Origin of the sequence: Streptomyces sp. AHU1 (assembly GCF_045343905.1) — a bacterium.
Lineage (GTDB): Bacteria > Actinomycetota > Actinomycetes > Streptomycetales > Streptomycetaceae > Streptomyces > Streptomyces triticiradicis.
On sequence record NZ_CP174283.1, the window covers coordinates 5,913,294 to 5,933,801 of the forward strand.

Annotated in this window: 24 protein-coding genes; 11 read left to right on the forward strand and 13 right to left on the reverse strand. The window is 72.7% G+C overall.

All coding sequences use genetic code 11. The features are described from left to right. Window positions 1-176 precede the first annotated feature (176 nt). The gene (locus ACICHK_RS26485) at window positions 177-1,145 is read right to left on the reverse strand and encodes a diacylglycerol kinase family protein (RefSeq protein ID WP_151472841.1); all 969 of its coding nucleotides are present in this window, start codon (window positions 1,143-1,145) and stop codon (window positions 177-179) included. A 171-nt stretch (window positions 1,146-1,316) separates the two neighbouring features. Here ACICHK_RS26485 and ACICHK_RS26490 point away from each other — a divergent pair, with 171 nt between their 5' ends. Next, entirely contained in the window at window positions 1,317-1,769 is a 453-nt protein-coding gene (locus tag ACICHK_RS26490) for a hypothetical protein (protein WP_151472842.1), read from the forward strand. 6 nt (window positions 1,770-1,775) lie between these two features. Here the strand turns inward: ACICHK_RS26490 and ACICHK_RS26495 are convergent, their stop codons facing one another. The 3 genes from ACICHK_RS26495 to ACICHK_RS26505 all read right to left on the reverse strand — a co-directional run bounded on the left by ACICHK_RS26495 (window position 1,776) and on the right by ACICHK_RS26505 (window position 3,876). Then, complete coding sequence (locus ACICHK_RS26495) at window positions 1,776-2,921, reverse strand: SigB/SigF/SigG family RNA polymerase sigma factor (RefSeq protein ID WP_406838827.1); 1,146 nt, start codon at window positions 2,919-2,921, stop codon at window positions 1,776-1,778. Continuing rightward, window positions 2,918-3,331, reverse strand: coding sequence for an anti-sigma regulatory factor (locus ACICHK_RS26500; RefSeq protein WP_103554148.1), 414 nt, complete (start codon window positions 3,329-3,331; stop codon window positions 2,918-2,920). The genes ACICHK_RS26495 and ACICHK_RS26500 overlap by 4 nt, the downstream gene beginning before the upstream one ends. Window positions 3,332-3,615: 284 nt before the next feature. Further along, window positions 3,616-3,876, reverse strand: coding sequence for a UBP-type zinc finger domain-containing protein (locus ACICHK_RS26505; RefSeq protein ID WP_037620866.1), 261 nt, complete (start codon window positions 3,874-3,876; stop codon window positions 3,616-3,618). A 62-nt stretch (window positions 3,877-3,938) separates the two neighbouring features. On the opposite strand from ACICHK_RS26505, the gene ACICHK_RS26510 reads away from it, so the two are divergent. Next, the gene (locus ACICHK_RS26510; protein ID WP_406838828.1) at window positions 3,939-5,534 is read left to right on the forward strand and encodes a Na+/H+ antiporter; all 1,596 of its coding nucleotides are present in this window, start codon (window positions 3,939-3,941) and stop codon (window positions 5,532-5,534) included. A gap of 18 nt (window positions 5,535-5,552) precedes the next feature. On the opposite strand, the gene ACICHK_RS26515 is transcribed toward ACICHK_RS26510, so the two are convergent. Both ACICHK_RS26515 and ACICHK_RS26520 read right to left on the reverse strand, forming a co-directional pair. Next, window positions 5,553-6,482: a 1-aminocyclopropane-1-carboxylate deaminase/D-cysteine desulfhydrase gene (locus ACICHK_RS26515; RefSeq protein WP_406838829.1), complete on the reverse strand. Its 930-nt coding sequence runs from the start codon at window positions 6,480-6,482 to the stop codon at window positions 5,553-5,555. Between the two features lie 118 nt (window positions 6,483-6,600). Next, entirely contained in the window at window positions 6,601-7,191 is a 591-nt protein-coding gene (locus tag ACICHK_RS26520) for an N-acetylmuramoyl-L-alanine amidase (RefSeq protein ID WP_151472846.1), read from the reverse strand. A 259-nt stretch (window positions 7,192-7,450) separates the two neighbouring features. On the opposite strand from ACICHK_RS26520, the gene ACICHK_RS26525 reads away from it, so the two are divergent. From ACICHK_RS26525 to ACICHK_RS26560, 8 genes are all read left to right on the forward strand, one after another. Then, on the forward strand, window positions 7,451-8,857 hold the full coding sequence (locus ACICHK_RS26525) for a family 2B encapsulin nanocompartment shell protein (protein ID WP_406838830.1): 1,407 nt from the start codon (window positions 7,451-7,453) through the stop codon (window positions 8,855-8,857). Window positions 8,858-8,958: 101 nt separating this feature from the next. After that, window positions 8,959-10,005, forward strand: a complete 1,047-nt coding sequence (locus tag ACICHK_RS26530; RefSeq protein WP_406838831.1) for a family 2 encapsulin nanocompartment cargo protein polyprenyl transferase — start codon at window positions 8,959-8,961, stop codon at window positions 10,003-10,005. Window positions 10,006-10,253: 248 nt separating this feature from the next. Continuing rightward, window positions 10,254-10,913, forward strand: coding sequence for a GNAT family N-acetyltransferase (locus ACICHK_RS26535; protein ID WP_406838832.1), 660 nt, complete (start codon window positions 10,254-10,256; stop codon window positions 10,911-10,913). A gap of 63 nt (window positions 10,914-10,976) precedes the next feature. Next, complete coding sequence (locus ACICHK_RS26540) at window positions 10,977-11,249, forward strand: hypothetical protein (protein WP_406838833.1); 273 nt, start codon at window positions 10,977-10,979, stop codon at window positions 11,247-11,249. A 139-nt stretch (window positions 11,250-11,388) separates the two neighbouring features. Next, entirely contained in the window at window positions 11,389-11,802 is a 414-nt protein-coding gene (locus ACICHK_RS26545) for a YciI family protein (protein ID WP_406838834.1), read from the forward strand. A 4-nt stretch (window positions 11,803-11,806) separates the two neighbouring features. Continuing rightward, window positions 11,807-13,033 carry an RNA polymerase sigma factor gene (locus ACICHK_RS26550; RefSeq protein ID WP_406838835.1) on the forward strand — a complete coding sequence of 409 codons (1,227 nt, stop codon included), beginning with the start codon at window positions 11,807-11,809 and terminating at the stop codon, window positions 13,031-13,033. A 10-nt stretch (window positions 13,034-13,043) separates the two neighbouring features. Next, window positions 13,044-13,391, forward strand: coding sequence for a DUF952 domain-containing protein (locus ACICHK_RS26555; protein ID WP_406838836.1), 348 nt, complete (start codon window positions 13,044-13,046; stop codon window positions 13,389-13,391). After that, the gene (locus tag ACICHK_RS26560) at window positions 13,388-13,654 is read left to right on the forward strand and encodes a hypothetical protein (protein WP_406838837.1); all 267 of its coding nucleotides are present in this window, start codon (window positions 13,388-13,390) and stop codon (window positions 13,652-13,654) included. Before ACICHK_RS26555 ends, ACICHK_RS26560 begins: the two co-directional genes overlap by 4 nt. Here ACICHK_RS26560 and ACICHK_RS26565 read toward each other — a convergent pair. The 6 genes from ACICHK_RS26565 to ACICHK_RS26590 all read right to left on the reverse strand — a co-directional run bounded on the left by ACICHK_RS26565 (window position 13,651) and on the right by ACICHK_RS26590 (window position 18,823). Then, a complete protein-coding gene (locus ACICHK_RS26565) occupies window positions 13,651-14,460 on the reverse strand; it encodes a VOC family protein (protein WP_406838838.1) in 810 nt (269 codons plus the stop codon). The genes ACICHK_RS26560 and ACICHK_RS26565 overlap by 4 nt on opposite strands. After that, window positions 14,457-15,293 carry a hypothetical protein gene (locus ACICHK_RS26570; protein ID WP_406838839.1) on the reverse strand — a complete coding sequence of 279 codons (837 nt, stop codon included), beginning with the start codon at window positions 15,291-15,293 and terminating at the stop codon, window positions 14,457-14,459. The genes ACICHK_RS26565 and ACICHK_RS26570 overlap by 4 nt, the downstream gene beginning before the upstream one ends. 118 nt (window positions 15,294-15,411) lie before the next feature. After that, the gene (locus ACICHK_RS26575) at window positions 15,412-15,831 is read right to left on the reverse strand and encodes a VOC family protein (RefSeq protein ID WP_406838840.1); all 420 of its coding nucleotides are present in this window, start codon (window positions 15,829-15,831) and stop codon (window positions 15,412-15,414) included. A gap of 53 nt (window positions 15,832-15,884) precedes the next feature. Beyond that, on the reverse strand, window positions 15,885-16,265 hold the full coding sequence (locus ACICHK_RS26580) for a helix-turn-helix transcriptional regulator (protein WP_151472876.1): 381 nt from the start codon (window positions 16,263-16,265) through the stop codon (window positions 15,885-15,887). Between the two features lie 171 nt (window positions 16,266-16,436). Continuing rightward, complete coding sequence (locus ACICHK_RS26585) at window positions 16,437-16,856, reverse strand: SHOCT domain-containing protein (RefSeq protein ID WP_406838841.1); 420 nt, start codon at window positions 16,854-16,856, stop codon at window positions 16,437-16,439. 635 nt (window positions 16,857-17,491) lie between these two features. Continuing rightward, the gene (locus tag ACICHK_RS26590) at window positions 17,492-18,823 is read right to left on the reverse strand and encodes a DUF2254 family protein (protein WP_406838842.1); all 1,332 of its coding nucleotides are present in this window, start codon (window positions 18,821-18,823) and stop codon (window positions 17,492-17,494) included. A gap of 800 nt (window positions 18,824-19,623) precedes the next feature. Between ACICHK_RS26590 and ACICHK_RS26595 the strand changes: the two genes are divergently transcribed. Continuing rightward, complete coding sequence (locus ACICHK_RS26595; protein ID WP_037620896.1) at window positions 19,624-19,821, forward strand: hypothetical protein; 198 nt, start codon at window positions 19,624-19,626, stop codon at window positions 19,819-19,821. Between the two features lie 157 nt (window positions 19,822-19,978). On the opposite strand, the gene sodN is transcribed toward ACICHK_RS26595, so the two are convergent. Continuing rightward, window positions 19,979-20,374, reverse strand: a complete 396-nt coding sequence (gene sodN / locus ACICHK_RS26600) for a superoxide dismutase, Ni (RefSeq protein WP_055688839.1) — start codon at window positions 20,372-20,374, stop codon at window positions 19,979-19,981. Window positions 20,375-20,508: the final 134 nt, after the last annotated feature.

Sequence of the window (20,508 nt, forward strand, 5' to 3'; positions counted from 1 at the left end):
GCCGATGTTGCGGGCCGTCCCGAGCGCCACGTAGAGACTCGCAAACCTCAGCGGCGGATACAACCCCTTCCGGAAAGTTTTTTTTGATTCCTCGGTGTCGGCTGAGTCACAGCCGTACTTCCATGGGGTGGACCGTGGTCTAAACGTTCGAGTGAAAGGAGTTTGGCCTCTTCCACTCACACAATCACACGCAGTGCACGGCGTACGCCTGTGAACGTCACGCTCGTACGCAGTCCCAGATGGTCGCCGTCCATCTGAAGGGGGAGCGGCACCTTCGAATGCAAGGTGAACTCCGTCAGGTCATGCAGGGTGACGGCGTGCTTGCCCTGGGGTCCACGCTCGGGGGACGAAGTGAGCAACTGGGTGGCATACCGGGCGACCGCGGGCGTCGACATGCGGCTGAGCGCGAGTACGTCGAGCCCGGTATCGAACGAGGCCTTAGGTGCCGCGTACACCGGACGATTGCCGAGAAACGTCCACGGCGAGGTGTTGCAGATGATGGACAGGACCAGATCCGTGACCGGGTCGGCGCCGGGGCGCTCCAGGGTGATCATTCCGTGCCGGCGGTGAGGATCGTCCAGAAACTGACGCAGTACTTGGCGGAGATACAGCGCATGCGTGGAGCGCCGGCCGAGTTCGCGCTGTTGTTCGACCCGGCCCACCACTCCCGCGTCGAAGCCGAGACCGGCGCAGAAGGTGAACCAGCGGGAGGGGACGGACTCGTCCTCGGTGCCGGGGGTCCCCGTGGCGAGACCGAGGCCGACCGTGCGCTCGCGCTCCTCGCGCAGCGCGTCCAGCAGGGCGCCGGTCGCCTCCACGGCGTCGTTCGGCAGGCCCAGGGCGCGGGCGAAGACGTTCGTCGAGCCGCCGGGCACCACGGCGAGGCCCGGAAGACGCTCGAGGTCGGGGCCCCGGTGCAGCAGACCGTTCACGACCTCGTTGACCGTGCCGTCCCCGCCGAGGGCCACGACCAGGTCTATGTCGTCGCTGTCCGCGGCCTGCCGGCCGAGGTCCCGGGCGTGCCCGCGGTACTCGGTCATGACCACTTCGAGTTTCATCTCGCTGGCCAGCGCGTGGATCAAGACGTCACGCGTACGCGCACTGGTGGTGGTTGCCGCCGGATTGACCACGAGAAGTGCACGCATGCGATGCAGCTTACTTACTGGGTGGTACTCGTCCCAGACCGAGGTAGGGATCCAGTAAGAGTCCGCAGGTGGCGCCGGTGCGCGGAATCGGCCCGGCGGAACGCCCGTGACCGTGCGGTTCCCGGGCCCGGGGGCCTTCGGGCGCCGGGGAGCGGCGGCTACTCTTCGGGGGTGAGCCGTGAGCAGAATCCCACTTCCGACACCCCCCGCACCGACCCCCGCCCCGGGCGGCTGACCGCCGCGGCGGCGCTGGCCGCGCTGGAGGGGACCGCCCTCGTGGCGGGCGGCGTCTGCGTCCTCGTCCTCGGTCTCACCGGCGATCCCGACAACCGGCAGCAGGCCGTCACCGGCGGCGTCACGCTGATCGCGCTCGCGCTGCTGCCGCTGCTCGCCGCGCGCGGACTGCTGCTGCGCCGCGGCTGGAGCCGGGGCCCCGCCCTCATCACCCAGATCATGGCGCTGCCCGTCGCCTACACCCTGCTCCAGGCCGACAGCGTCGCGATCCCGGCCGGCATCGCCCTGGCGGTCGTCGCGGTGGCGGCCTTGGTGCTGCTGGTGAACCCGGAGACGACACGGGCCCTCGGGATCCGAGGGCCCGGCGGCGACGCGCACGACGAGGAGTAGCGCGGCTCACTCCTCGACGAGGAGCTTCTCCCGCAGCTGGGCCAGGGTGCGGGCCAGCAGCCGCGAGACGTGCATCTGGGAGATGCCGACCTCCTGCGCGATCTGCGACTGCGTCATGTTGCCGAAGAAGCGAAGGAGCAGGATCCGCTTCTCCCGCGGGGGCAGGTCCTCCAGCAGCGGCTTCAGCGACTCGCGGTACTCGACGCCCTCCAGCGCCTCGTCCTCGGCGCCCAGGGTGTCCGCGACCGCCGGGGACTCGTCGTCCGTGTCGGGGACGTCCAGGGACAGCGTGGAGTACGCGTTGGCGGACTCCAGGCCCTCCAGGACCTCCTCCTCCGAGATGGCCAGCTTCTCGGCCAGCTCGTGGACCGTCGGGGAGCGCCCGTGCAGCTGCGAGAGCTCCGCGGTCGCCGTGGTCAGCGCGAGACGCAGCTCCTGCAGCCGGCGCGGGACGCGCACCGCCCAGCCCTTGTCGCGGAAGTGCCGCTTGATCTCGCCGACCACCGTCGGGGTCGCGTACGTCGAGAACTCGACCCCGCGCTCCGGGTCGAACCGGTCGACCGACTTGATCAGCCCGATCGTCGCGACCTGGGTCAGGTCGTCCAGCGGCTCACCGCGGTTGCGGAAGCGGCGGGCCAGGTGCTCGACGAGCGGCAGGTGCATGCGGACCAGCTGATTGCGCAGCTCCGCGTACTCGGCGCTGCCGTCCTGCAGCTTGCGCAGCTCGACGAACATCGCCCGCGCCCCGCTGCGGTCCTGCGGGTCGTGCTGGACGTGCCGGTCGCTCGGCTCGTGCTGCGCGGCCCGCGCGTCCTGCTCGGTGTCCCGCTCGTGCTGCGCGCCCTGCGCGTCCTGTTCCGCGTTCCGCTCGTGCTCGCTCATAGTCCCGCCCGTCACCATTTCCCGAGCTCGAGGCTCTTCCCCCGTGTCCTCGGCCGCGCTCGGACCGGGGGGACCTCCCCGGACGGGGAAGGCTCCCGGCTGCGCCGTCGCCGAGGAGACGCCGATCTCCGGATGCGGCCGGGCCTGTTCGGGGATGCCGTCGACGCCCTCCGCCGTGTGCCGCGGCCCGTCCGCACCGTCGGAGCGCTCCGCGGGAGGCTCCCGTGTGCCGCGCTCTTCGTCCCGCACCGGCCCGTCCCCGTTCCTCACGCCGGCCCGGGTCCCGCGCCGCGTTGTTTGTAGAGGCTGATCGCCACGGTCTTGTCCTCGGCGACGCTGGAGTCGACCTTGCCCGCGAGGGCGGACAGGACGGTCCAGGCGAAGGTGTCACGTGACGGAGCGTGACCGTCGGTGGTCGGCGCCGAGACCGTGACCTCCAGTGAGTCGTCGATCAGCCGGAAGACACAGCTGAGCACCGAACCGGGGACGGCCTGCTGCAGCAGGATCGCGCAGGCCTCGTCCACCGCGATGCGCAGGTCCTCGATCTCGTCGAGGGTGAAGTCCAAACGGGCTGCCAGCCCGGCCGTGGCCGTGCGCAGTACCGACAGGTAGGCACCCGCGGCCGGCAGCCGGACTTCCACGAAGTCCTTCGTCGCGGGCTCGCCTGCGATCTGGGACACCCTCACCTCCATGGTGGTACAAGCTCATTCGAGCTCTTTCGGGGGCCGAGGGTCGCCCCCCGGGGTAACGCGCTACGTCGTTCTGCGGTGACGCTACCGCGCTCCCGACTTTCCTGTCCTGGGGACCCCGCCCCTTGCTGTCACTCATAGTAAGCCCACGAGTACGCACAGTGGCTAGAGGTCTGCGGCCCCAAATAGGAAGAGCGCGCGCCGGGTTGACGTACCCAGGCGTCAGACGGTCGAACCGTCCGGATCGTGAGTCACGCGCGTACGTGATCCACGGCTCAGACGAGTACGTGGTCCACGAAACACCAACGCCAGCTCTCCCCCTGCTCGAACGTGCGCATGATCGGATGGCCCGTGTCGTCGTGGTGGGCCGAGGCGTGCCGCAGCGGTGAGGAGTCGCAACAGGCGAGATGCCCGCACTCCAGACACAGCCGGAGCTGCACCGGATGGGTACCGGCGGCCACGCACTCCAGGCAGGTCTCGCTCCCGGGGGCGGGTTCGGGCTGCGGCAGCGCGTCGGCGTGCGTGCACTGTTTCATGATTGCCAGGTTACGTCGGGCGTGCGGGAAACCGCGTGGAAAAAGAGGGCGGGCGGAAGACGATGGACGTGTTGCCACTGCTGTTGCTGGTCGCGGGGAGCGCTGCGGTCGCCGGGGCCGCCCGCCGCACCCCGGTCCCGGCACCCCTGCTGATCGTCGCCGTGGCCCTCGCGGTCTCGTACGTCCCCGGGGTGCCCGCGTACGAACTCGACCCCGACGTCGTGCTCCCGCTGGTGCTGCCCCCGCTGCTGTACACGGCGGCCACCGACAGCTCCTACCTGGACCTGAGAGCCCAGTTGAGGCCCGTCGCGCTGTTGTCGGTCGGGTACGTCCTGTTCGCGACCCTCGTGGTCGGCTGGGCCGCGTACCTGCTGGTGCCGGGCCTGCCGCTGCCCGCGGCCCTGGTCCTCGGCGCCGTGGTCGCGCCGCCGGACGCGGTGGCCGCCACGGCCGTGGCGCGCCGGGTCGGACTGCCCTCGCGGATCACCACGATCCTGCAGGGCGAGTCCCTGGTGAACGACGCGACCGCGATCACCGCCTACAAGGTGGCCCTCGCCGCGGCGGTCGGCGAGGGCGCGACCTGGGCGGGCGGCATCGGCGAGTTCCTGCTCGCGTCGGTCGGCGGGGTGGCCGTCGGGCTCGTGCTGATGATCCCCATCCACTGGCTGCGCACCCACATGAACGAGGCGCTCCTGCAGAACACCCTCTCCCTGCTGATCCCCTTCGTCGCCTACGGCATCGCCGAGCAGTTCCACGCCTCCGGGGTGCTCGCGGTGGTCGTCGTCGCCCTCTACCTCGGACACCGCTCCTGGGAGGTGGACTTCGCGACCCGGCTCCAGGAGGAGGCGGTGTGGAAGATGGTCGCCTTCGTCCTGGAGTCCGCGGTGTTCGCGCTGATCGGACTCCAGCTGCCGGTCGTCCTCAAGGGCCTCGGCGCCTACGAGGGCACGAGCGCCGCCTGGTACGCGATCGCCCTCTTCCTCGTCGTCGTCGCGGCCCGCTTCGTGTGGGTGTACCCCGCCACCTTCCTGCCGCGCCTGCTGTCGGCACGCATCCGCGAACGCGAGGACAACCCCACCTGGAAGGGGCCGTTCGTCATCGGCTGGGCCGGCATGCGCGGTGTCGTCTCGCTCGCCATCGCCTTCTCGATCCCGCTCACCGTGGACGGCGGCGACGCCTTCCCCGAGCGCAACCTGATCCTTTTCCTGACCTTCACCACCGTCATCGGGACCCTGGTCGTGCAGGGTCTGACCCTGCCCCCGCTCATCCGGATGCTGAAGCTGCCCGGACGCGACACCCAGGCCGAGACCCTCGCCGAGGCCAACGCCCAGGCGCAGGCCTCCCGCGCCGCCGAGGAGCGCCTCGACGAACTCCTCGCCGACGAGCGCAACGCCCTGCCCCCGCCGCTCGCCGAGCGGCTGCGCACGGTCATGGAGCGGCGCCGCAACGCCGTCTGGGAGCGGCTCGGCGCGGTCAACCCGGTCACCGGGGAGACCGCGGACGACACCTACCGCCGGCTGTCCCGCGAGATGATCAGCACCGAGCGCGACGTCTTCGTCAGGCTGCGCGACCACCGCTACATCGACGACGAGATGCTGCGCACGCTGCTGCGCCGGCTGGACCTGGAGGAGGCCGCGGCCTACCGGGAGGCGGCCTGAGGCCGAGGCGGCCCGAGGTCAGGGCGCGGCGGCGGGGAACGGCGCTCCGGTGATCACCGCCGCCACCGTCGCGCCGCGCGGGAACGCCCCCTCCCCGGCGAGGGCGACAAGTCCGTAGAGCATCTTGGCGACATAGAGACGTTCGACGGGCAGCCCGTGCCGCTGCTCGAAGTCCTCGGCGAAGGCGTCGAGTTCGGGGGTGGTGCGGGCGTAGCCGCCGAAGTGGAAGCGGTCGTCGAGGGACCAGTTGCCGCACCGGGCGCCGAACGCGGCCGTCTGGAGGGCCGCCGTGTCGGCGTCGAGGAAGCCGCCGCGCAGGACCGGAACGCCCAGGGCGCGCCGGCCGGGACCGAGGCCGGCGGCCATTCCGGCGAGGGTGCCGCCGGTGCCGCAGGCGAGGGCGGCCACGTCGACGCCGTCCGCGTCCCGCAGTTCCTCGCCGAGCGCACGGCAGCCGCGTACGGCGAGGGCGTTGCTGCCGCCCTCCGGCACCACGTACGCGTCCTCGGTGCCCGTCGCGCGCAGGATCCCGGCCAGCGTCAGGGGTTCCGTCTTGTGCCGGTACGTCGATCTGTCGACGAAGTGGAGGCGCATGCCGTCGGCCGCGCAGCGGGCCAGCGAGGGGTTGAGGGGGCGGTCGGCCAGCTCCTGGCCGCGGACCACGCCCAGCGTGGGCAGGCCCAGCAGACGGCCCGCGGCGGCGGTGGCGCGCAGATGGTTCGAGTACGCCCCGCCGAAGGTGACCAGGGTGCGGCCGGCCGCCGCCCCGAGGTTCGGCGTCAGCTTGCGCCACTTGTTGCCGATCAGCTCCGGGTGGATCAGATCGTCCCTCTTCAGCACCAGCCGGACCCCGTACCGCTCGAACCGGGGATCCACGGCTTCCACCAGGGGCGACGGGAGCCGCGGCAGGGGGCCGCCGGGGCCGGCCGGGACATCGGGACTGGTCACGCACCCATTGTCGGACACCTCTCCGGGGCCGCCCGGCCGCGGGGGGGGGGGCCTGCGACCGGGCGGACACGGGGGCCCGGCGAACGGCCGGACGCCCGGGCCGGGCCCGGTGCTCAGCTCACTTCAGCAGTTCGCGGACGCGCCCCCGCAGGGAGCTCATCGTGAATCCCCGCGGGTCCACCTTCCCCGGCTGCCACTCCAGGTGGCCGATGACCGAACGCTCCGTCCAGCCGTGGAACCGGCAGATCGCGGCACAGGCCTTGGCGATGGCGTCCAGCTGGACCTCGGGCCACGGGTCCTCGCCGTCGCCGAGGTTCTCGCACTCGAAGCCGTAGAAGTGGCGGTTGCCGTCGGTGTTCGCCTCGTTGTCGTGCGGCAGCGCCCTCTCGGCGATCACCGCGCGCAGTACGTCGTCGTCGCCGAGCCCCGCGTGGTTGGCGCGGCCGTAGCCGACCAGGTGCACCACGCCGTCCTTGGTGACGACCCCGTGGCACAGCGGTCCGGGCAGGTCCTCGCGGCCCTCGCGGCAGAGCCCGACCGTGAGGGCGCCACCGGAGGTCACCGTGTGGTGGATCATTACCCCGTGGACCGGCCCCCACGGCCCCTTGTGGTTGCGGTTGTGATGCCTCCAGTCGCCGACCTCGACGACACGGACGCCTTCGTCCCTGATCCGGTCCAGGAAACTGCCCGCGGACATGGGCGATGCCATGGCCGACTCCTTCGCGCTGTACGCGGCCACCCTGCCGTGGCCGTCTGGTACCGCAGCTTCTATAACCGGCCAGGTGGCCGGACCCAGCCGTTCGCACAGCGTGCGAGCCGATCCGGTCAGCCCCGGGGAAGCGGAATCGCCCCTCCCTGCCCAGGCCCGGAGTGATCCATTCCCCCTCATTCGTGTAATGGCACCAGCACGCTCCGTGATGAAAGGCTTCGATCGCGAAGATCAGTGCACGACCGGGAGGGCAATTTTCATGTCGGTAGGCGAAGAGGTCCGCGCGGAACAGGGCCGTCCGCAGCAGAGCCTTGGCACATCAGCCGCGCGGAACCTGGCCACCACCACCAAGTCCGCGCCGCAGATGCAGGAGATCAGCTCGCGGTGGCTGCTGCGCATGCTCCCATGGGTGAACGTGCAGGGTGGCACGTACCGCGTGAACCGGCGGCTCAGCTACTCCGTGGGCGACGGGCGCGTGACGTTCGTCAAGACCGGCGACCGCGTCCAGGTCATCCCCGCGGAGCTCGGAGAACTGTCCGTGCTGCGGTCGTACGAGGACCAGGAGGTGCTGGGCGAGCTCGCCCAGCGGTGCCAGCAGCGGGAGTTCGCCCCCGGGGAAGTGCTGGCCTCGTTCGGCAGCCGGGCCGAAGAGGTGTTCCTCCTGGCGCACGGCAAGGTCGAGAAGATCGGCACAGGGCCCTACGGGGACGACGCGGTGCTCGGTGTCCTCGCCGACGGCGCGTACTTCGGGGAACAGTCGCTCATCGACCCGGAGGCCATCTGGGAGTACACGGCCCGCGCGGTGACCGCGGTGACCGCGCTCGTGCTGCCCCGCCGGGACCTGGAACAGGTGGCGGAGCGTTCCGAGTCCCTGGAGGAGCACCTCCGGGAGCTGCGGGCGATCCCGTCGCAGCGCACCAACAAGTACGGCGAGAAGGAGATCGACCTCTCGGCCGGCCACACCGGTGAGCCGGACATCCCCGGCACCTTCGTGGACTACGAGGCCAGCCCGCGCGAGTACGAACTGAGCATCGCCCAGACCGTCCTGCGGCTGCACACCCGCGTGGCCGACCTCTACAACCAGCCGATGAACCAGACCGAGCAGCAGTTGCGGCTCACCGTGGAGGCGCTGAAGGAACGCCAGGAGCACGAGCTCGTCAACAACCGCGAGTTCGGCCTGCTCAACAACTGCGAGTACGACCAGCGGCTCCAGCCGCACGACGGCGTGCCGAGCCCGGACGACATGGACGAGCTGCTCAGCCGCCGCCGCGGCACCAAGCTCTTCCTCGCCCATCCGCGCGCGATCTCCGCGTTCGGCCGCGAACTCAACAAGCGCGGACTCGTCCCCGAGAGCATCGAGGTGGCCGGCAACCGCATCCCGACCTGGCGCGGGGTGCCGATCTTCCCGTGCAACAAGATCCCGGTCAGCGACGCCCGTACGACCTCGATCATCGCCATGCGCACCGGTGAGGACGAGCAAGGTGTGATCGGGCTCCAGCAGTCGGGCATCCCGGACGAGATCGAGCCGAGCCTGTCGGTGCGCTTCATGGGCATCAACGAGCAGGCGATCATCTCCTACCTGGTGACGGCGTACTACTCGGCCGCGGTGCTCGTGCCGGACGCCCTCGGCATCCTGGAGAACGTCGAGATCGGCCGCTGGCGGTGACGATCCGCGACGCCGGGCCCGTCGTGGTCCCGCCCCGGGAGGCGGGACCACGACGGGAGCGCGCGGGGCCCGCGGCCCGTCGCGGTCCCGTCGGGGGGCCCGTGGAGCGACAGGCCGTGCCGGGCCCGTTCGACGCGCAGGAGGCCGCGGTCGTCCTGGAGCGGGCACGGGCGTGCGTCGACCCCGAACTGCGCCGGGCCGTCGACTCGCTGCCGGGCTCCATGCGCCGGATCGCGCTCTACCACTTCGGCTGGGAGCAGGCGGACGGAACCCCCGGGGCGGGGAACGCCGGCAGGGCCGTCCGCCCCGCGCTCGTGCTCAGCGCGGCCCGGGCGCTCGGCGGACGGCACACGGAGGCCGTACGGGCCGCCGCCGCGGTGGAACTGATCCACAACTTCACACTGCTGCACGACGACGTGATGGACCGGGACACCACCCGCAGACACCGCCCCACCGCGTGGACCGTGTTCGGCGACGCCGACGCGATCCTCGCCGGTGACGCCCTGCAGGCGCTGGCCCTGCGGATGCTCGCCGAGGACCCGCACCCCGCGTCCTCGGCCGCCGCCGCGCGGCTCGCGGGCTGTGTCGTCGAACTGTGCGCCGGACAGCACACGGACACGGCCATGGAGAAGCTCGGCCCGGGCGAGATCACCCTCGACGAGTGCCTCGCCACGGCCGAGGCGAAGACGGGCGCCCTGATCGGCAGCGCCTGCGCCATCGGCGGGCTGTACGCGGGGGCGGCCGCCGAGGACGTCGAGGCGCTGGACGCGTTCGGCCGGGAGGCGGGGCTCGCCTTCCAGCTGATCGACGACGTGATCGGGATCTGGGGGGATCCGGGCCGCACCGGCGAACCCGCCGGGGCGGACCTCGCCGCCCGGAAGAAGTCGCTGCCCGTGGTCGCCGCCCTCACCTCGGGTACCCCGGCGGCCGACGAGCTGGCCGAGTTGTACGCGGCTCCGTTCCGGGAAGGGGAGCTGGAGCGAACGGTACTGGCGGTCGAGCGGGCGGGCGGGCGCGACTGGGCGCAGGTCCAGGCGGCCGACCGGATGTCCCGGGCGATGCACGAGCTGTCCCGCGCGGTCCCCGACCCCGGGGCGGCGGGCGGCCTTCTCGCGCTGGCCGAGTTCGTCACGCGACGCGGCAACTGACCGGCCCGGTGGGCGGTCCGACGCCCCCTGGAGCCCCCAAGTCCCGGAGCCCCGGGCGCCGTACGGCACCTGACGTCCGTGCGGTGTCCGGCTCCGGAGGGCGGGCCCCGCGCGTCCCCACGACGTGCGGGGCCCGCGTTCTCGCGGCCGCCGTCGGGACACCCCGGCGGGAGGTGGGCCGGCGCCGGGCGTAATAGGCTCAACCGCCGTACGTCAGAGGCTGGTTGGAGCGAAGGGCGGGGCTGGTCATGGGTGTGGCGATCCGGGTGGCGGGCGAGGCGGACCGGGAGCTGGTCGTCCGGCTGCTGGACGAGGCCTTCCAGGACGATCCGGTGAGCAACTGGGTCTTCCCCGACCCGGCGCACCGGCGTGCGAAGCACCCCGGACTGATGGCGGCCTTCACCGATGTCGTGCTCGCCGAGGGGCGCATCGATCTGGCCGAGGACGGTTCGGCGTGCGCCCTGTGGCTGTCCGTCCCCGCCGGGAACCACGACGGGAACCATGGCGGGGAGAGCGACGGCGGGGAGGGCGACGGGGACTCCGGCCGGGCGGACGAGGACGGTCCCGCGCAGCTGCGCGCGGCCGTCGACCCGGACAACGAACGCGTCGAGCTGATCGGCCGGCTGACGGCGGACATCCATCCCGAGGGGCGGGCCCACGCGTACCTGTGGATGATCGGGGTGGTGCCGGAGCGCCAGGGCGAGGGGCTCGGCGGCGCGCTGATCGGGTCGGTCCTCGACCGCTGCGACCGCGAGGGACTGGCCGCCTATCTGGAGGCGAGCAACGCCCGCAGCCGCGCGCTGTACGAACGGCTCGGCTTCGAGCTCTCGGGCCGCCCCCTCGACCTGCCGGACGGTCCGCGGATGTGGCCGATGTGGCGCGAGCCGCGCCCGGGCGGACGGGCATAGGCCCGGGGACCCGTCCGGGACGTACGACAGGAAGCGGTGGGACCGCCGTCCTACCCTGAAGACATGGGCACCGATGAGCACGCTTGTCCCGAATGCGGGCAGCCGGTCGCCACGGCCGTGCACCGCTACAAGACCCTGGGGGTATGGGCGCCCAGATGGGGTCCCGGCCCCTGCCACAACCCGGACTGCGCGGCCTACACGTACGAGCCCGGGCAAGGACACGAACCCGGGCAAGGGCACGGGCCCGGACAAGGGCACGAGTCCGGACAAGGGCACGGACAGGGCCGACGGGACGGGCCCGGTCTGCCGGAGGAGGCCGCGGCGGAGAAGACCTGACGCGCACCGGAAGCCGTCGCGCGAGGACGGGAAAAAGACACGCGAGGACGTGTAGAGAAACCCGGGCCGGCTCCGACGTCCCCAGTGAGAGCCGCCCGCCACGGGCGGTCCGAGCCGAGGAAGCCGAAGGAGCGGACTCATGAAGTACCTGGTGATGGTGCAGGGCACACAGGCCGACTACGAGGGCATGCGGGGCAAGGCGTCCACGCAGGCGCCGGCCTGGAGCGAAGAGGAACTGCAGGCCATGTACGCCTACATGGGCGCGATCAGCGACGACCTCTCCGAATCCGGCGAACTGGTCGACGCCCAGGGGCTGACCGACCCCGCGCGGGCCCGTCAGGTGTCCCTGGGCCCGGACGGGAAGGCCGTGATCACCGACGGCCCGTACAGCGAGACCAAGGAACTGATGGCCGGCTACTGGGTGGTCGACTGCGCGAGCCTGGAGCGGGTCACCGAGATCGCCGAGCGCGTCACCCGCTGCCCGGGTCCCGAGGGCGCCACCGGACACCCGGTGGTCATCCGGCCCGTCCAGGACGGTGCCGGGGACCTCTGAGCGAATGAGGGCCACGACCGAGGTCGAGGACCTGCTGCGCCGCCACGCGCCGCAGGTCCTCGGCGCGCTGGTCCGCCGCTACGGGCACTTCGACGCCGCCGAGGACGCCGTGCAGGAGGCGCTGCTCGCGGCCGCCGGGCAGTGGCCCGCGAAAGGCGTGCCGGACAACCCGCGCGGCTGGCTGATCAAGGTCGCCTCGCGACGGCTCGTCGACACCCTGCGCGCCGAGGAGGCACGGCGGCTGCGGGAGGAGAGGGCCGCGGCGCTGACCCCTCGGGACGCCTTCACGGCGCCGCCGCCGGGAGCGGACCGCGCCCCGTCGGAGGACGACACCCTCTCCCTCCTCTTCCTGTGCTGCCACCCCGCGCTGTCCCCGGCCGCGCAGATCGCCCTCACCCTGCGCGCGGTGGGCGGTCTGACCACGGCGGAGATCGCGCGGGCGTACCTGGTGCCCGAGGCGACCATGGCGCAGCGGATCAGCCGGGCCAAGCAGCGGATACGGGGCACCGGTCTCGGCCGCCCCGACCACTGGGAGCAGCGGCTCCCCGCCGTCCTGCACACCCTCTACCTGATCTTCAACGAGGGCTACACGGCGACCTCCGGCACGACGCTCCGGCGTGCCGAACTCGCCCGCGAGGCCATCCGGCTGACGCGCACGGTCCGGCGGCTGCTGCCCGAGGACGGCGAGGTGGCCGGCCTGCTCGCGCTGATGCTGCTCACCGACGCCCGGCGCGCCGCGCGGACCGGGCCGCACGGAGAGCTCGTCCCCCTCGACGAACAGGACCGCACCCGCTGGGACGGGGCGGAGACCGAGGAGGGCGTGGCGCTGGTGACCGGGGCGCTGGCGCTGGGACCGGCGGGTCCCTACGCGCTCCGGGCCGCGATCGCCGCGGTCCACGACGAGGCGCCCTCGCCTGAGGCGACGGACTGGACCGAGATCCTCGGCCTGTACGACCTCCTCGTGCGCCAGGTCCCGGGTCCCGTCGAACGCCTCAACCGCGCGGTCGCCGTGGCCATGGTGCACGGTCCGCGCGCCGCCCTCGCCGAACTCGACCGGCTGGAGGGGGAGTCGGACGCCGGACACCGGCTGGACGCGGTCCGGGGCCATCTGCTGGAGCGCGCGGGCGACCCGGACGCGGCCCGGGAGGCCTACGCGTCGGCGGCGGCCAGGACCCTCAGCCTGCCCGAGCGCCGCTATTTGGAAGTGCGCGCGGCGCGTCTGCGTGCGTAGCGTGGTCCGCATGTCCGAACCTCTGCTGCACCTGACCGAGCGTTCCCTGTGGGACGCGGCCCGCGCATCGGGCACCTTCGAGATCTCCACCCGTGGCCGGACCCTGCAGGAGGAGGGCTTCATCCACTGCTCGCTGCGCCGCCAACTCCCCGCCGTGGCGGCCATGGTGTACGGCTCCTACACCGGCCCCGACGAACTCGTGGTCCTCGTGATCGACGCCGAACGGCTCACGGCGCCGGTCCGCTTCGAGGCCATGAAACCCGGCGGGGAGGAATTCCCGCACGTCTACGGGCCGATCGTGGTGGACGCCGTCGTGGACGTGGAGGCCTGGGACCAGGGCGGGGCGGCTTCGGCGTGAGGGCGGCGGGGGGACGGCGCCGGGTGTGGCGCCGGATGCTGGTGGTGTGGGCGGTCGCCGTGACCGGCGGCGGCGTTCTCACGTTATGGCTCCAGTCCTCGGCGGAGCCGCCACCGCCCACCGGCTGGTACACCTACGAGGAGGACGGCCCTGACGGTCCTGAGGCCCCGGCGTCGCCGCTCTCCTCCGGACCCTCGACGCTCCCCTGCCCGAGCGCGCGTGACGGCGGGGCCGTCATCTGCGTCCACATGACCAGCCGCTAGTGCCTGCCGCTGCCCTGGGGCAGGCTGCCCGTGGCGGGGTCGCGGCCGGTCAGGCAGTAGACGCCGCCGGCGGGGTCCCGCATCACCGTCCAGCGGGCGCCCCGGCCGACCGTCGTCGCCCCGAGGGCCTCGTGCCGGGCCCGGACCGCCTCGACGTCCGAGCAGGCGAGGTCCAGATGGGCCGAGGTGGGGCGTCCGGTGCCGAGGCGCTGCAGCAGGATGCGCACCGGCAGCCCGGCGGGCGGCCTGATCAGATGGAACTCCGGGAGCGCTCCGGGTAGGGACTCCCACCCCGTGAGCCCGCTCCAGAAGACGGTCTCGGCCTCGAACACGTCCGGAGCCAGATCGATGCTCACCTGGTCGAGCCGGCTCGTCGCCCCGTCCGGCCCCTCGGTGACCGGCGGCCGCGCGGACTGCCCGTTCCAGGGCACCGCGCAGAACGGCTGGCCGCCGGGAGAGCGCAGTACGGCCCACTCCCCGTGGTCCGCGACGAGTCCGGCGCCCAGCCGCAGCGCCCGCTCCACCAGCGCCGGCACGTCCTCCACGGACAGGCAGAGGTGCGCGCCCCCGGGGCCCTCCTGGACGCCCTGCGCCTTCACGTACGCGTCGCCCTCGGCGGGCAGCAGCGTCACGAACTCGCCCCGTTTGCCCCGGGGTTCGGACGGCTTCGTGCCGGTGACCGCCGTCCAGAAACCGAGAGCGGTTCCGAGACCGGCCGCGGGCCGGTCGACGAAGACATGGGTCCACCGGACGACCGCACCCGCGACCGGCGGGGCGTCCTCCGCCGGAACGCTGCCGTGGTTCATACCGTCTCCTGTGCGATCAGGGCGCGCAGCGACGTCTTCATCCGCGCGACGAAGGAGTCCCGGGCCTCGGGGGAGAGGACGTCCAGGGACAGGTAGGGGTTGAGGTCCTCCAGTTCGACGAGGAGCAGCTCGCCGCCGGGGGCCCGGCAGGCGTCCACGCGCTGGACGCCGTACGCGATGTCGTTCCATTCGACGAACCGCCGCGCGAACTCCCGGTCCTCGTCGGTCGGTTCGTAGGGCGCCAGGGCCCACCGCCGCTCCGGGTCCGGCGCGTACAGGGCGTACTGCAGGGTCCGGTCGACGAAGTAGAACGACACCTCGTAGCGGAACTCGACGCGCGGCTGGACGAGGATGTCGCCGAACGCCAGCCCGGCGAGCCCCTCGCGCGGCACGAACTCCAGGCCGATGGAGTCCGCCCCCTGCCTCGGCTTCACCACGTACACGTCGGCCTCGGGCAGCAGGTGCAGGTCCTCGGCGCGGTCGACGGTCGGGATGACGGGGAACCCGGCCGCGGTCAGCTCCAGCAGGTAGCCCTTGCCTGCCATGTCCCCCTTGCCGGAGAGCTGGTTGTAGACGCGGACCCCCTCCGCGAGCGCCCGTTCGCGGAACGCGTCGTAGGCGGCCTGGTAGTGCAGGACCGGCCCGCTGTTGCGCACGACCACGGCGTCGAAGCCGGTCATCAGCGCCGCCGCGTCCAGCGGGTGGCAGACGGCGATGTCGAACTCCTCGCGCAGCCGCGAGGTCAGGACGATGTCCTCGTCGCAGTACCGCCGCCCCTTGGCCGGATAGGCCAGGTCGCTGACGAACAGGACGCGGGGGCGCGCGGACGGCACGGACGGCTCCTCGGAACGCTCGGACGGTTCGCCGCGCGGGCGGATCATGCCCGCGCGGCACACGGACGTAGTGTCCCTCCCGCCCGGTCCCGCCCTTCCGCCGCCCCCGGTGTCCCGGTCAGTCCGCGGGGCGCTTCTGGGTGAAGCGCAGGAGGTTGCCCGCCGGATCGCGGAACGCGCAGTCGCGCAGGCCGTACGGCTGGTCCTCGGGCTCCTGGACGACGTCGGCGCCCGAGGCGCGGACCCGCTCGAAGAGTTCGTCGCAGTCGGTCGTCGAGAAGATCACCCCGCGCAGCATCCCCTTGGCCAGCAGCCGGGCCATGGCCTGCTTGTCCGCGGGGGAGGCGTCCGGGTCCGCCCCCGGGGGCTCCAGGACGATCTCCACGTCCGGCTGGAGCGGCGAGCCGACGGTGACCCACCGCATCCCCTCGAACCCGACGTCCTCCCGGACCTCCAGGCCCAGCACGTCACGGTAGAAGGCGAGGGCCTTGTCGTGGTCGTCCACGGAGAGGAAGCACTGGGACAGTCTCAGATCCATGCGTCCAACCTAGGCCCATCGGGGCCGCCCCCGCCGCCCCGTGGGCGACCGGCCTAGAGACGCGTGCCCGGTTCCGCCTCCGGGTTGGGGTGACGGGCCGGGCGGGTTAGCCTGCGGGCCACGCAGGAGGGGATGGGGGCGCCGTGGTCGTGCGGGCGGGCCCGGTACGCGCTCGGGGTCTCGCCCACCAGCTCCGTGAACCGCGAGCTGAACGAACCGAGCGAGGTGCAGCCCACCGCGAAGCACACCTCGGTCACCGTCATGTCGCCGCGCCGCAGCAGCGCCTTCGCGCGCTCGATCCGGCGGGTCATCAGATAGGTGTACGGCGTCTGGCCGAACGCCTCCCGGAAACTGCGCTGGAAGTGCCCGGGCGACATCAGCGCGGTGCGCGCGAGCGTGGCCATGTCCCACGGCTCCGCGTACTCGCGGTTCATCCGGTCGCGTGCCTGCCGCAGCCGGACCAGGTCGTCGAGCGGTCGGGGATTCACCACGTCCCCAGGATGGCACACGGCCCGCCGTCCCCCGGGGGATCACTGGCCCGGGGGACGGCGGTGGTCTTCGTGCGCGGAGGTGTCCGTGCCGTCGGGCGGCGAGGACCTCGTCCGTCAGGCGGCGAGGACCTTGGCCTTGGCCCTCTCGAACTCCTCGGCCGTGATGTGGCCGTGGGTCTTGAGGTCCGCGAGCTTCGCCAGTTCGTCGGCCTTGCCGGTGGAACTGGTTCCGGCGGTCTCACGGATGTAGGCGTTCATGTCCTCCTGGCTCTTCTGCATGCGCCGCATCTCGCGCTCACCCATGCCGCGGCCCCGCGCGATCAGGTACACGAAGATGCCCAGGAAGGGCAGGATGACGACGAAGACGCACCAGCCCGCCTTGCCCCAGCCGTTCAGCTCGTCGTCGCGGAAGATGTCCCCGATGACGCGGAACAGCAGCATGAACCAGAGGATCCAGAGGAAGAACCACATCGTGGTCCAGAAGACCTGCAGCAGGGGGTAGTCCGCTGCCAGATTGACCGTCGAGCCGTTCATGGTCGAACTCCTGTCGGTTGTGCGACATCTCCGCGAGCGTTGCCTTGGTGTCGGGCGGATCGAACTGTCGCCGGGCGCCGGGTCGCGATCTCGGGGATTCCGCCGGGCCCGGCCGGCGCGGGGTGGCGGCCGGTCGCAGGGGCCTGGCGGGTCAGTGCGCAGAGCGCGGTGATGGGGCGGACGGGGACGGTGCCGTGGTGTCCGCCGACGGACAGACGCTCGAAGGCGGGGGGCGAGCGGGACCCCCCGGACACACGGGACGGGCCGTGACGACGCCGTCGGGTGCGTTCGGCGTGATCGGTACGACGTTCGGTGCGCCGTGAGGGGGCGGCAGTGGCCGCGTCGACGGCGTGCGCCGCGGGGATCCCGGGAGCCACGGTGACGCGGAGGACCGTCCGTGGTCCTCCGGGCCGTGGCGGCCGGGCCCGGGGCACGGCACACCCGGCACGGGCCGGATCTGCCGCTGGATGCAGGCCATGAGCGGTGCCCTCTCTGACGCGTGACGTCTTGCTCCGGCTCCAGAGTGCGGTCACCCCCCGCCCCACCGGATCACCCTCCGCGGGTGAGCTCGCGGAGCCGCCGACGCGGGCTCCCGGGCGGGGGCCGGCCCGGTCCCCGGGCCCTCGCCGTCCCGTTCACCCGCCGTCCGGACGCTCCTCGCCCACCCGGCCCGTATCGCCCTCCGCGCGGTCACCGCCCTCCGCGCGCTCCTTCGCGAGGGCGTCCCGCAGCCGGGGAAACCGGGCGTCGAGTTCGTCGTCCACCCAGGCCAGGCGCCTGCCGATCGGCCCGTCGACGCGGCCGTGGCCCGTGCCGCGCAGGTTCTCCAGCAGTGCGCGGAGGCGGATGAGGACCATCGGGGAGTTCCGGGCGGCCGGGATCACGTCGTCGAGCGCGGTCCGCAGGAAGTCCTCCCGTCCGGGCCGCGGGACGACGACGCGCACGGTGCCCGCCCGGTCGGCGACCTCGTGCGCCCAGACCCGCGCCGGGGCCGGCCGGAGCAGCAGATCCTCCATGGCGTCCACCGCCTGCACCGCCGTGGCGGGGTCGTTGACCGCCGGGGACAGTGCCCTGAGCGCGATGTCGGCGAGCAGCCGGAACGCGAGCCCGGGGTCCTGGTCGAAGACCCGTTCGGCGCCGGTCTCCAGAGCGCGCAGGACGGCGGGGGCGGGCAGTTCGCCGTCGTACACCTCGGCGACGGTGGTGCCGTGGCGCAGGGCGGTGCCGGGGCTCACCCGCAGGACGACGACCGCGTCCGCGGCCCGCGCGGCAGCCGCCAGCCGGCCCGTGTCCACGCGTTGCAGCACCGTGCCGGCCCCCGGCCAGCCGACCGTCGACCGCGGCCGGCCCCGCCCGGCCGGACGCCCCGGGCCCGCCGGGTTCTCGGGGCCCCCGGCACCTCCCGGGCCGCTCGCGCGGAGGGCGTCGAGGCCCCTTCGGCCCCGTTCGGAGACGGAACGCAGCACCGGGGCCAGCTGGATCGCGGCGACGGCCTGGAGCAGGAGGCTGCGCAGCAGCGCCAGCAGCAGGAGCAGCAGGACACCCATGCCGGCCGGTACGACCAACGAGACCTCGTCCCGGCCGGCGATCGTCAGGGCCGCGGTGGCGCAGAAGACGGCCAGCCCGACGACGAAGGCGAAGGTCCGCCACACGATCGGCGCGTCCCGGAAGAGGGTGAGCCGGGGGGTGAAGGTGGTGGCCGCCCACTGCACCACCAGGAACAGCACGGAGAAGATGACGGTGGCCGCGCCGAGCACCCCGAAGCCGGTCGCGAGCAGCAGCTCGGCCACCTGACGGGACGGCAGCGTGGGGCCGCGGCCGATCTCCGGGACCGTCAGGCCGAGGCCCAGCCCGACGCCGACGGACACCAGTTGGAGGAGGCCCGCGCGAAGCCGTCTCCGGCGGCGGAACGCGGCGCGGCCGGTGCGGCCGGAGACGCTCCGGCCGACTGCCGCGAGAACGTTCATCGGACATCCTCCGAGGCGGTCCCGGGGCCGGCGGAACGCGGACCCGCCCCTCAAGGTTCGCCGCCGGGCCGTCCCCCCGCATCACCGCTCACGCGTCCCCCCCCCCGCATCACCGCTCACGCGTCCCCCCCGCATCACCGCTCACGCGGCGTCCCGCATCACCGCTCACGCGGCGTCCCGCATCACCGCTCACGCGGCGTCCCGCATCACCGCTCACGCGGCGTCCCGCATCACCGCTCACGCGGCGCCCCGCGTCACCACTTGCACGGCGCTTCCGCGTCACCGCTCGCACGGCGCCCCCGCGTCACCGCTCGCAGGTGTCCTCCGGCGTCACCGCTCGCACGGCGGTCCGTCCCCATCGCGCTCGCCACCGGCGTGCCCGGGCATCCCGCCCCATCACCGGCGGCGCCCAGACACCACCACGCGGTCCCGCGCGACCCCGTGGCACCGCTCGCGCGTGCGCGGCCCCGTGTCGCCGCTCGCCGCCCGCGCGGCCACCGCCTCACCCGCCGGGTCGGGCACCAGGCCCCTCACCCGTCGGAGGTGAGCCCCCTCCGCCTCACCCGCCGGAGGCGGGCACCGCGCCCGGGCGCGGTGCCCGGATTTTCCGGCCTTTTTCCGCGCCCGGAGGGCGCGGTGCCGGGGCACGGAGAGAAGGTGGAACGGCAAGGGTGCGAGCGGGAGTGTTCCGAGGTGGGCGGGGGTCGCCCGCACCGGGGGATGTCACATCGGCGTGCGCGGCCGAGGATGGCAAGGCATCACAGCGGGCCCCGCGCCCCGGCCCCGAGGGAAGTGCTCGTATGCGCTACGAATTCCGCATCGCCGGCATTGTTTCGGACACGCTCGCCTCGGCCTTCGCCGAACTCGACAGGGTCCGTACGAAGGAGCAGACCCTGTTCTTCGGCACCGTGATCGACGACGCCCATCTGTACGGACTGCTCACCCGCTTCCAGGCGCTGGGCCTGCGGGTGATCGAGATGCGCCAGCTGCCCGTGTGAACGGGACACGCCGATCGCCTCGGAACACAAGTACGCACCCGGACCGTCGGGACGCCGGGAACGGCGACCCGCGGACCGGGTGCGGACAGGAGGGCGGTGCGACCCCCGGGACCGGGGTGCGATCCCCGGAACCGGGACCGGACGGCCCGGACGAAGGTCAGGCCTTCTTGGTCTCCCAGAAGATCTTGTCGATCTGGGCGATGTGGTCCAGCGCCTTCTGGCCCGTCGCCGGGTCGGTGGACGCCTTCGCGGCCGAGAGGGCCTTGAGGGTGTCGTTCACCAGCTGGTGCAGCTCCGGGTACTTCTCGAAGTGCGGGGGCTTGAAGTAGTCGCTCCAGAGCACCGACACGTGGTGCTTGGCGAGCTCGGCGCGCTGCTCCTTGATGACGGTGGCGCGAGCCTGGAAGTGGGGGTCGTCGTTGCCGGCCATCTTCTCCTGGACGGCCTTGACCGACTCCGCCTCGATGCGGGCCTGGGCCGGGTCGTACACGCCGCAGGGCAGGTCGCAGTGCGCGCTGACCTTGACCTTGGGGGCAAACAGGCGGGAGAGCATTGAGCTGTCCTTCCTCGTGATCGTCTTCTCAGATGGGAGATTACTCCGTGGGAGAGGGTATTTCGCGGGTGCCCCCGTGGGCTTAGGGCAAAAGTCCGGGGTGAAACTGGGACTGACGGAGGAACGAGGACCGG

Excerpts from the sequence above, each read along its gene's own strand:
- ACICHK_RS26485 (WP_151472841.1), bottom strand. The coding sequence starts at position 1,145 with ATGCGTGCACTTCTCGTGGTCAATCCGGCGGCAACCACCACCAGTGCG.
- ACICHK_RS26505 (WP_037620866.1), bottom strand. The coding sequence starts at position 3,876 with ATGAAACAGTGCACGCACGCCGACGCGCTGCCGCAGCCCGAACCCGCC.
- ACICHK_RS26510 (WP_406838828.1), top strand. The coding sequence starts at position 3,939 with ATGGACGTGTTGCCACTGCTGTTGCTGGTCGCGGGGAGCGCTGCGGTC.
- ACICHK_RS26520 (WP_151472846.1), bottom strand. The coding sequence starts at position 7,191 with ATGGCATCGCCCATGTCCGCGGGCAGTTTCCTGGACCGGATCAGGGAC.
- ACICHK_RS26525 (WP_406838830.1), top strand. The coding sequence starts at position 7,451 with ATGTCGGTAGGCGAAGAGGTCCGCGCGGAACAGGGCCGTCCGCAGCAG.
- ACICHK_RS26535 (WP_406838832.1), top strand. The coding sequence starts at position 10,254 with ATGGGTGTGGCGATCCGGGTGGCGGGCGAGGCGGACCGGGAGCTGGTC.
- ACICHK_RS26540 (WP_406838833.1), top strand. The coding sequence starts at position 10,977 with ATGGGCACCGATGAGCACGCTTGTCCCGAATGCGGGCAGCCGGTCGCC.
- ACICHK_RS26545 (WP_406838834.1), top strand. The coding sequence starts at position 11,389 with ATGAAGTACCTGGTGATGGTGCAGGGCACACAGGCCGACTACGAGGGC.
- ACICHK_RS26550 (WP_406838835.1), top strand. The coding sequence starts at position 11,807 with ATGAGGGCCACGACCGAGGTCGAGGACCTGCTGCGCCGCCACGCGCCG.
- ACICHK_RS26555 (WP_406838836.1), top strand. The coding sequence starts at position 13,044 with ATGTCCGAACCTCTGCTGCACCTGACCGAGCGTTCCCTGTGGGACGCG.
- ACICHK_RS26565 (WP_406838838.1), bottom strand. The coding sequence starts at position 14,460 with ATGAACCACGGCAGCGTTCCGGCGGAGGACGCCCCGCCGGTCGCGGGT.
- ACICHK_RS26575 (WP_406838840.1), bottom strand. The coding sequence starts at position 15,831 with ATGGATCTGAGACTGTCCCAGTGCTTCCTCTCCGTGGACGACCACGAC.
- ACICHK_RS26580 (WP_151472876.1), bottom strand. The coding sequence starts at position 16,265 with ATGAACCGCGAGTACGCGGAGCCGTGGGACATGGCCACGCTCGCGCGC.
- ACICHK_RS26585 (WP_406838841.1), bottom strand. The coding sequence starts at position 16,856 with ATGAACGGCTCGACGGTCAATCTGGCAGCGGACTACCCCCTGCTGCAG.
- ACICHK_RS26590 (WP_406838842.1), bottom strand. The coding sequence starts at position 18,823 with ATGAACGTTCTCGCGGCAGTCGGCCGGAGCGTCTCCGGCCGCACCGGC.
- ACICHK_RS26595 (WP_037620896.1), top strand. The coding sequence starts at position 19,624 with ATGCGCTACGAATTCCGCATCGCCGGCATTGTTTCGGACACGCTCGCC.
- sodN (WP_055688839.1), bottom strand. The coding sequence starts at position 20,374 with ATGCTCTCCCGCCTGTTTGCCCCCAAGGTCAAGGTCAGCGCGCACTGC.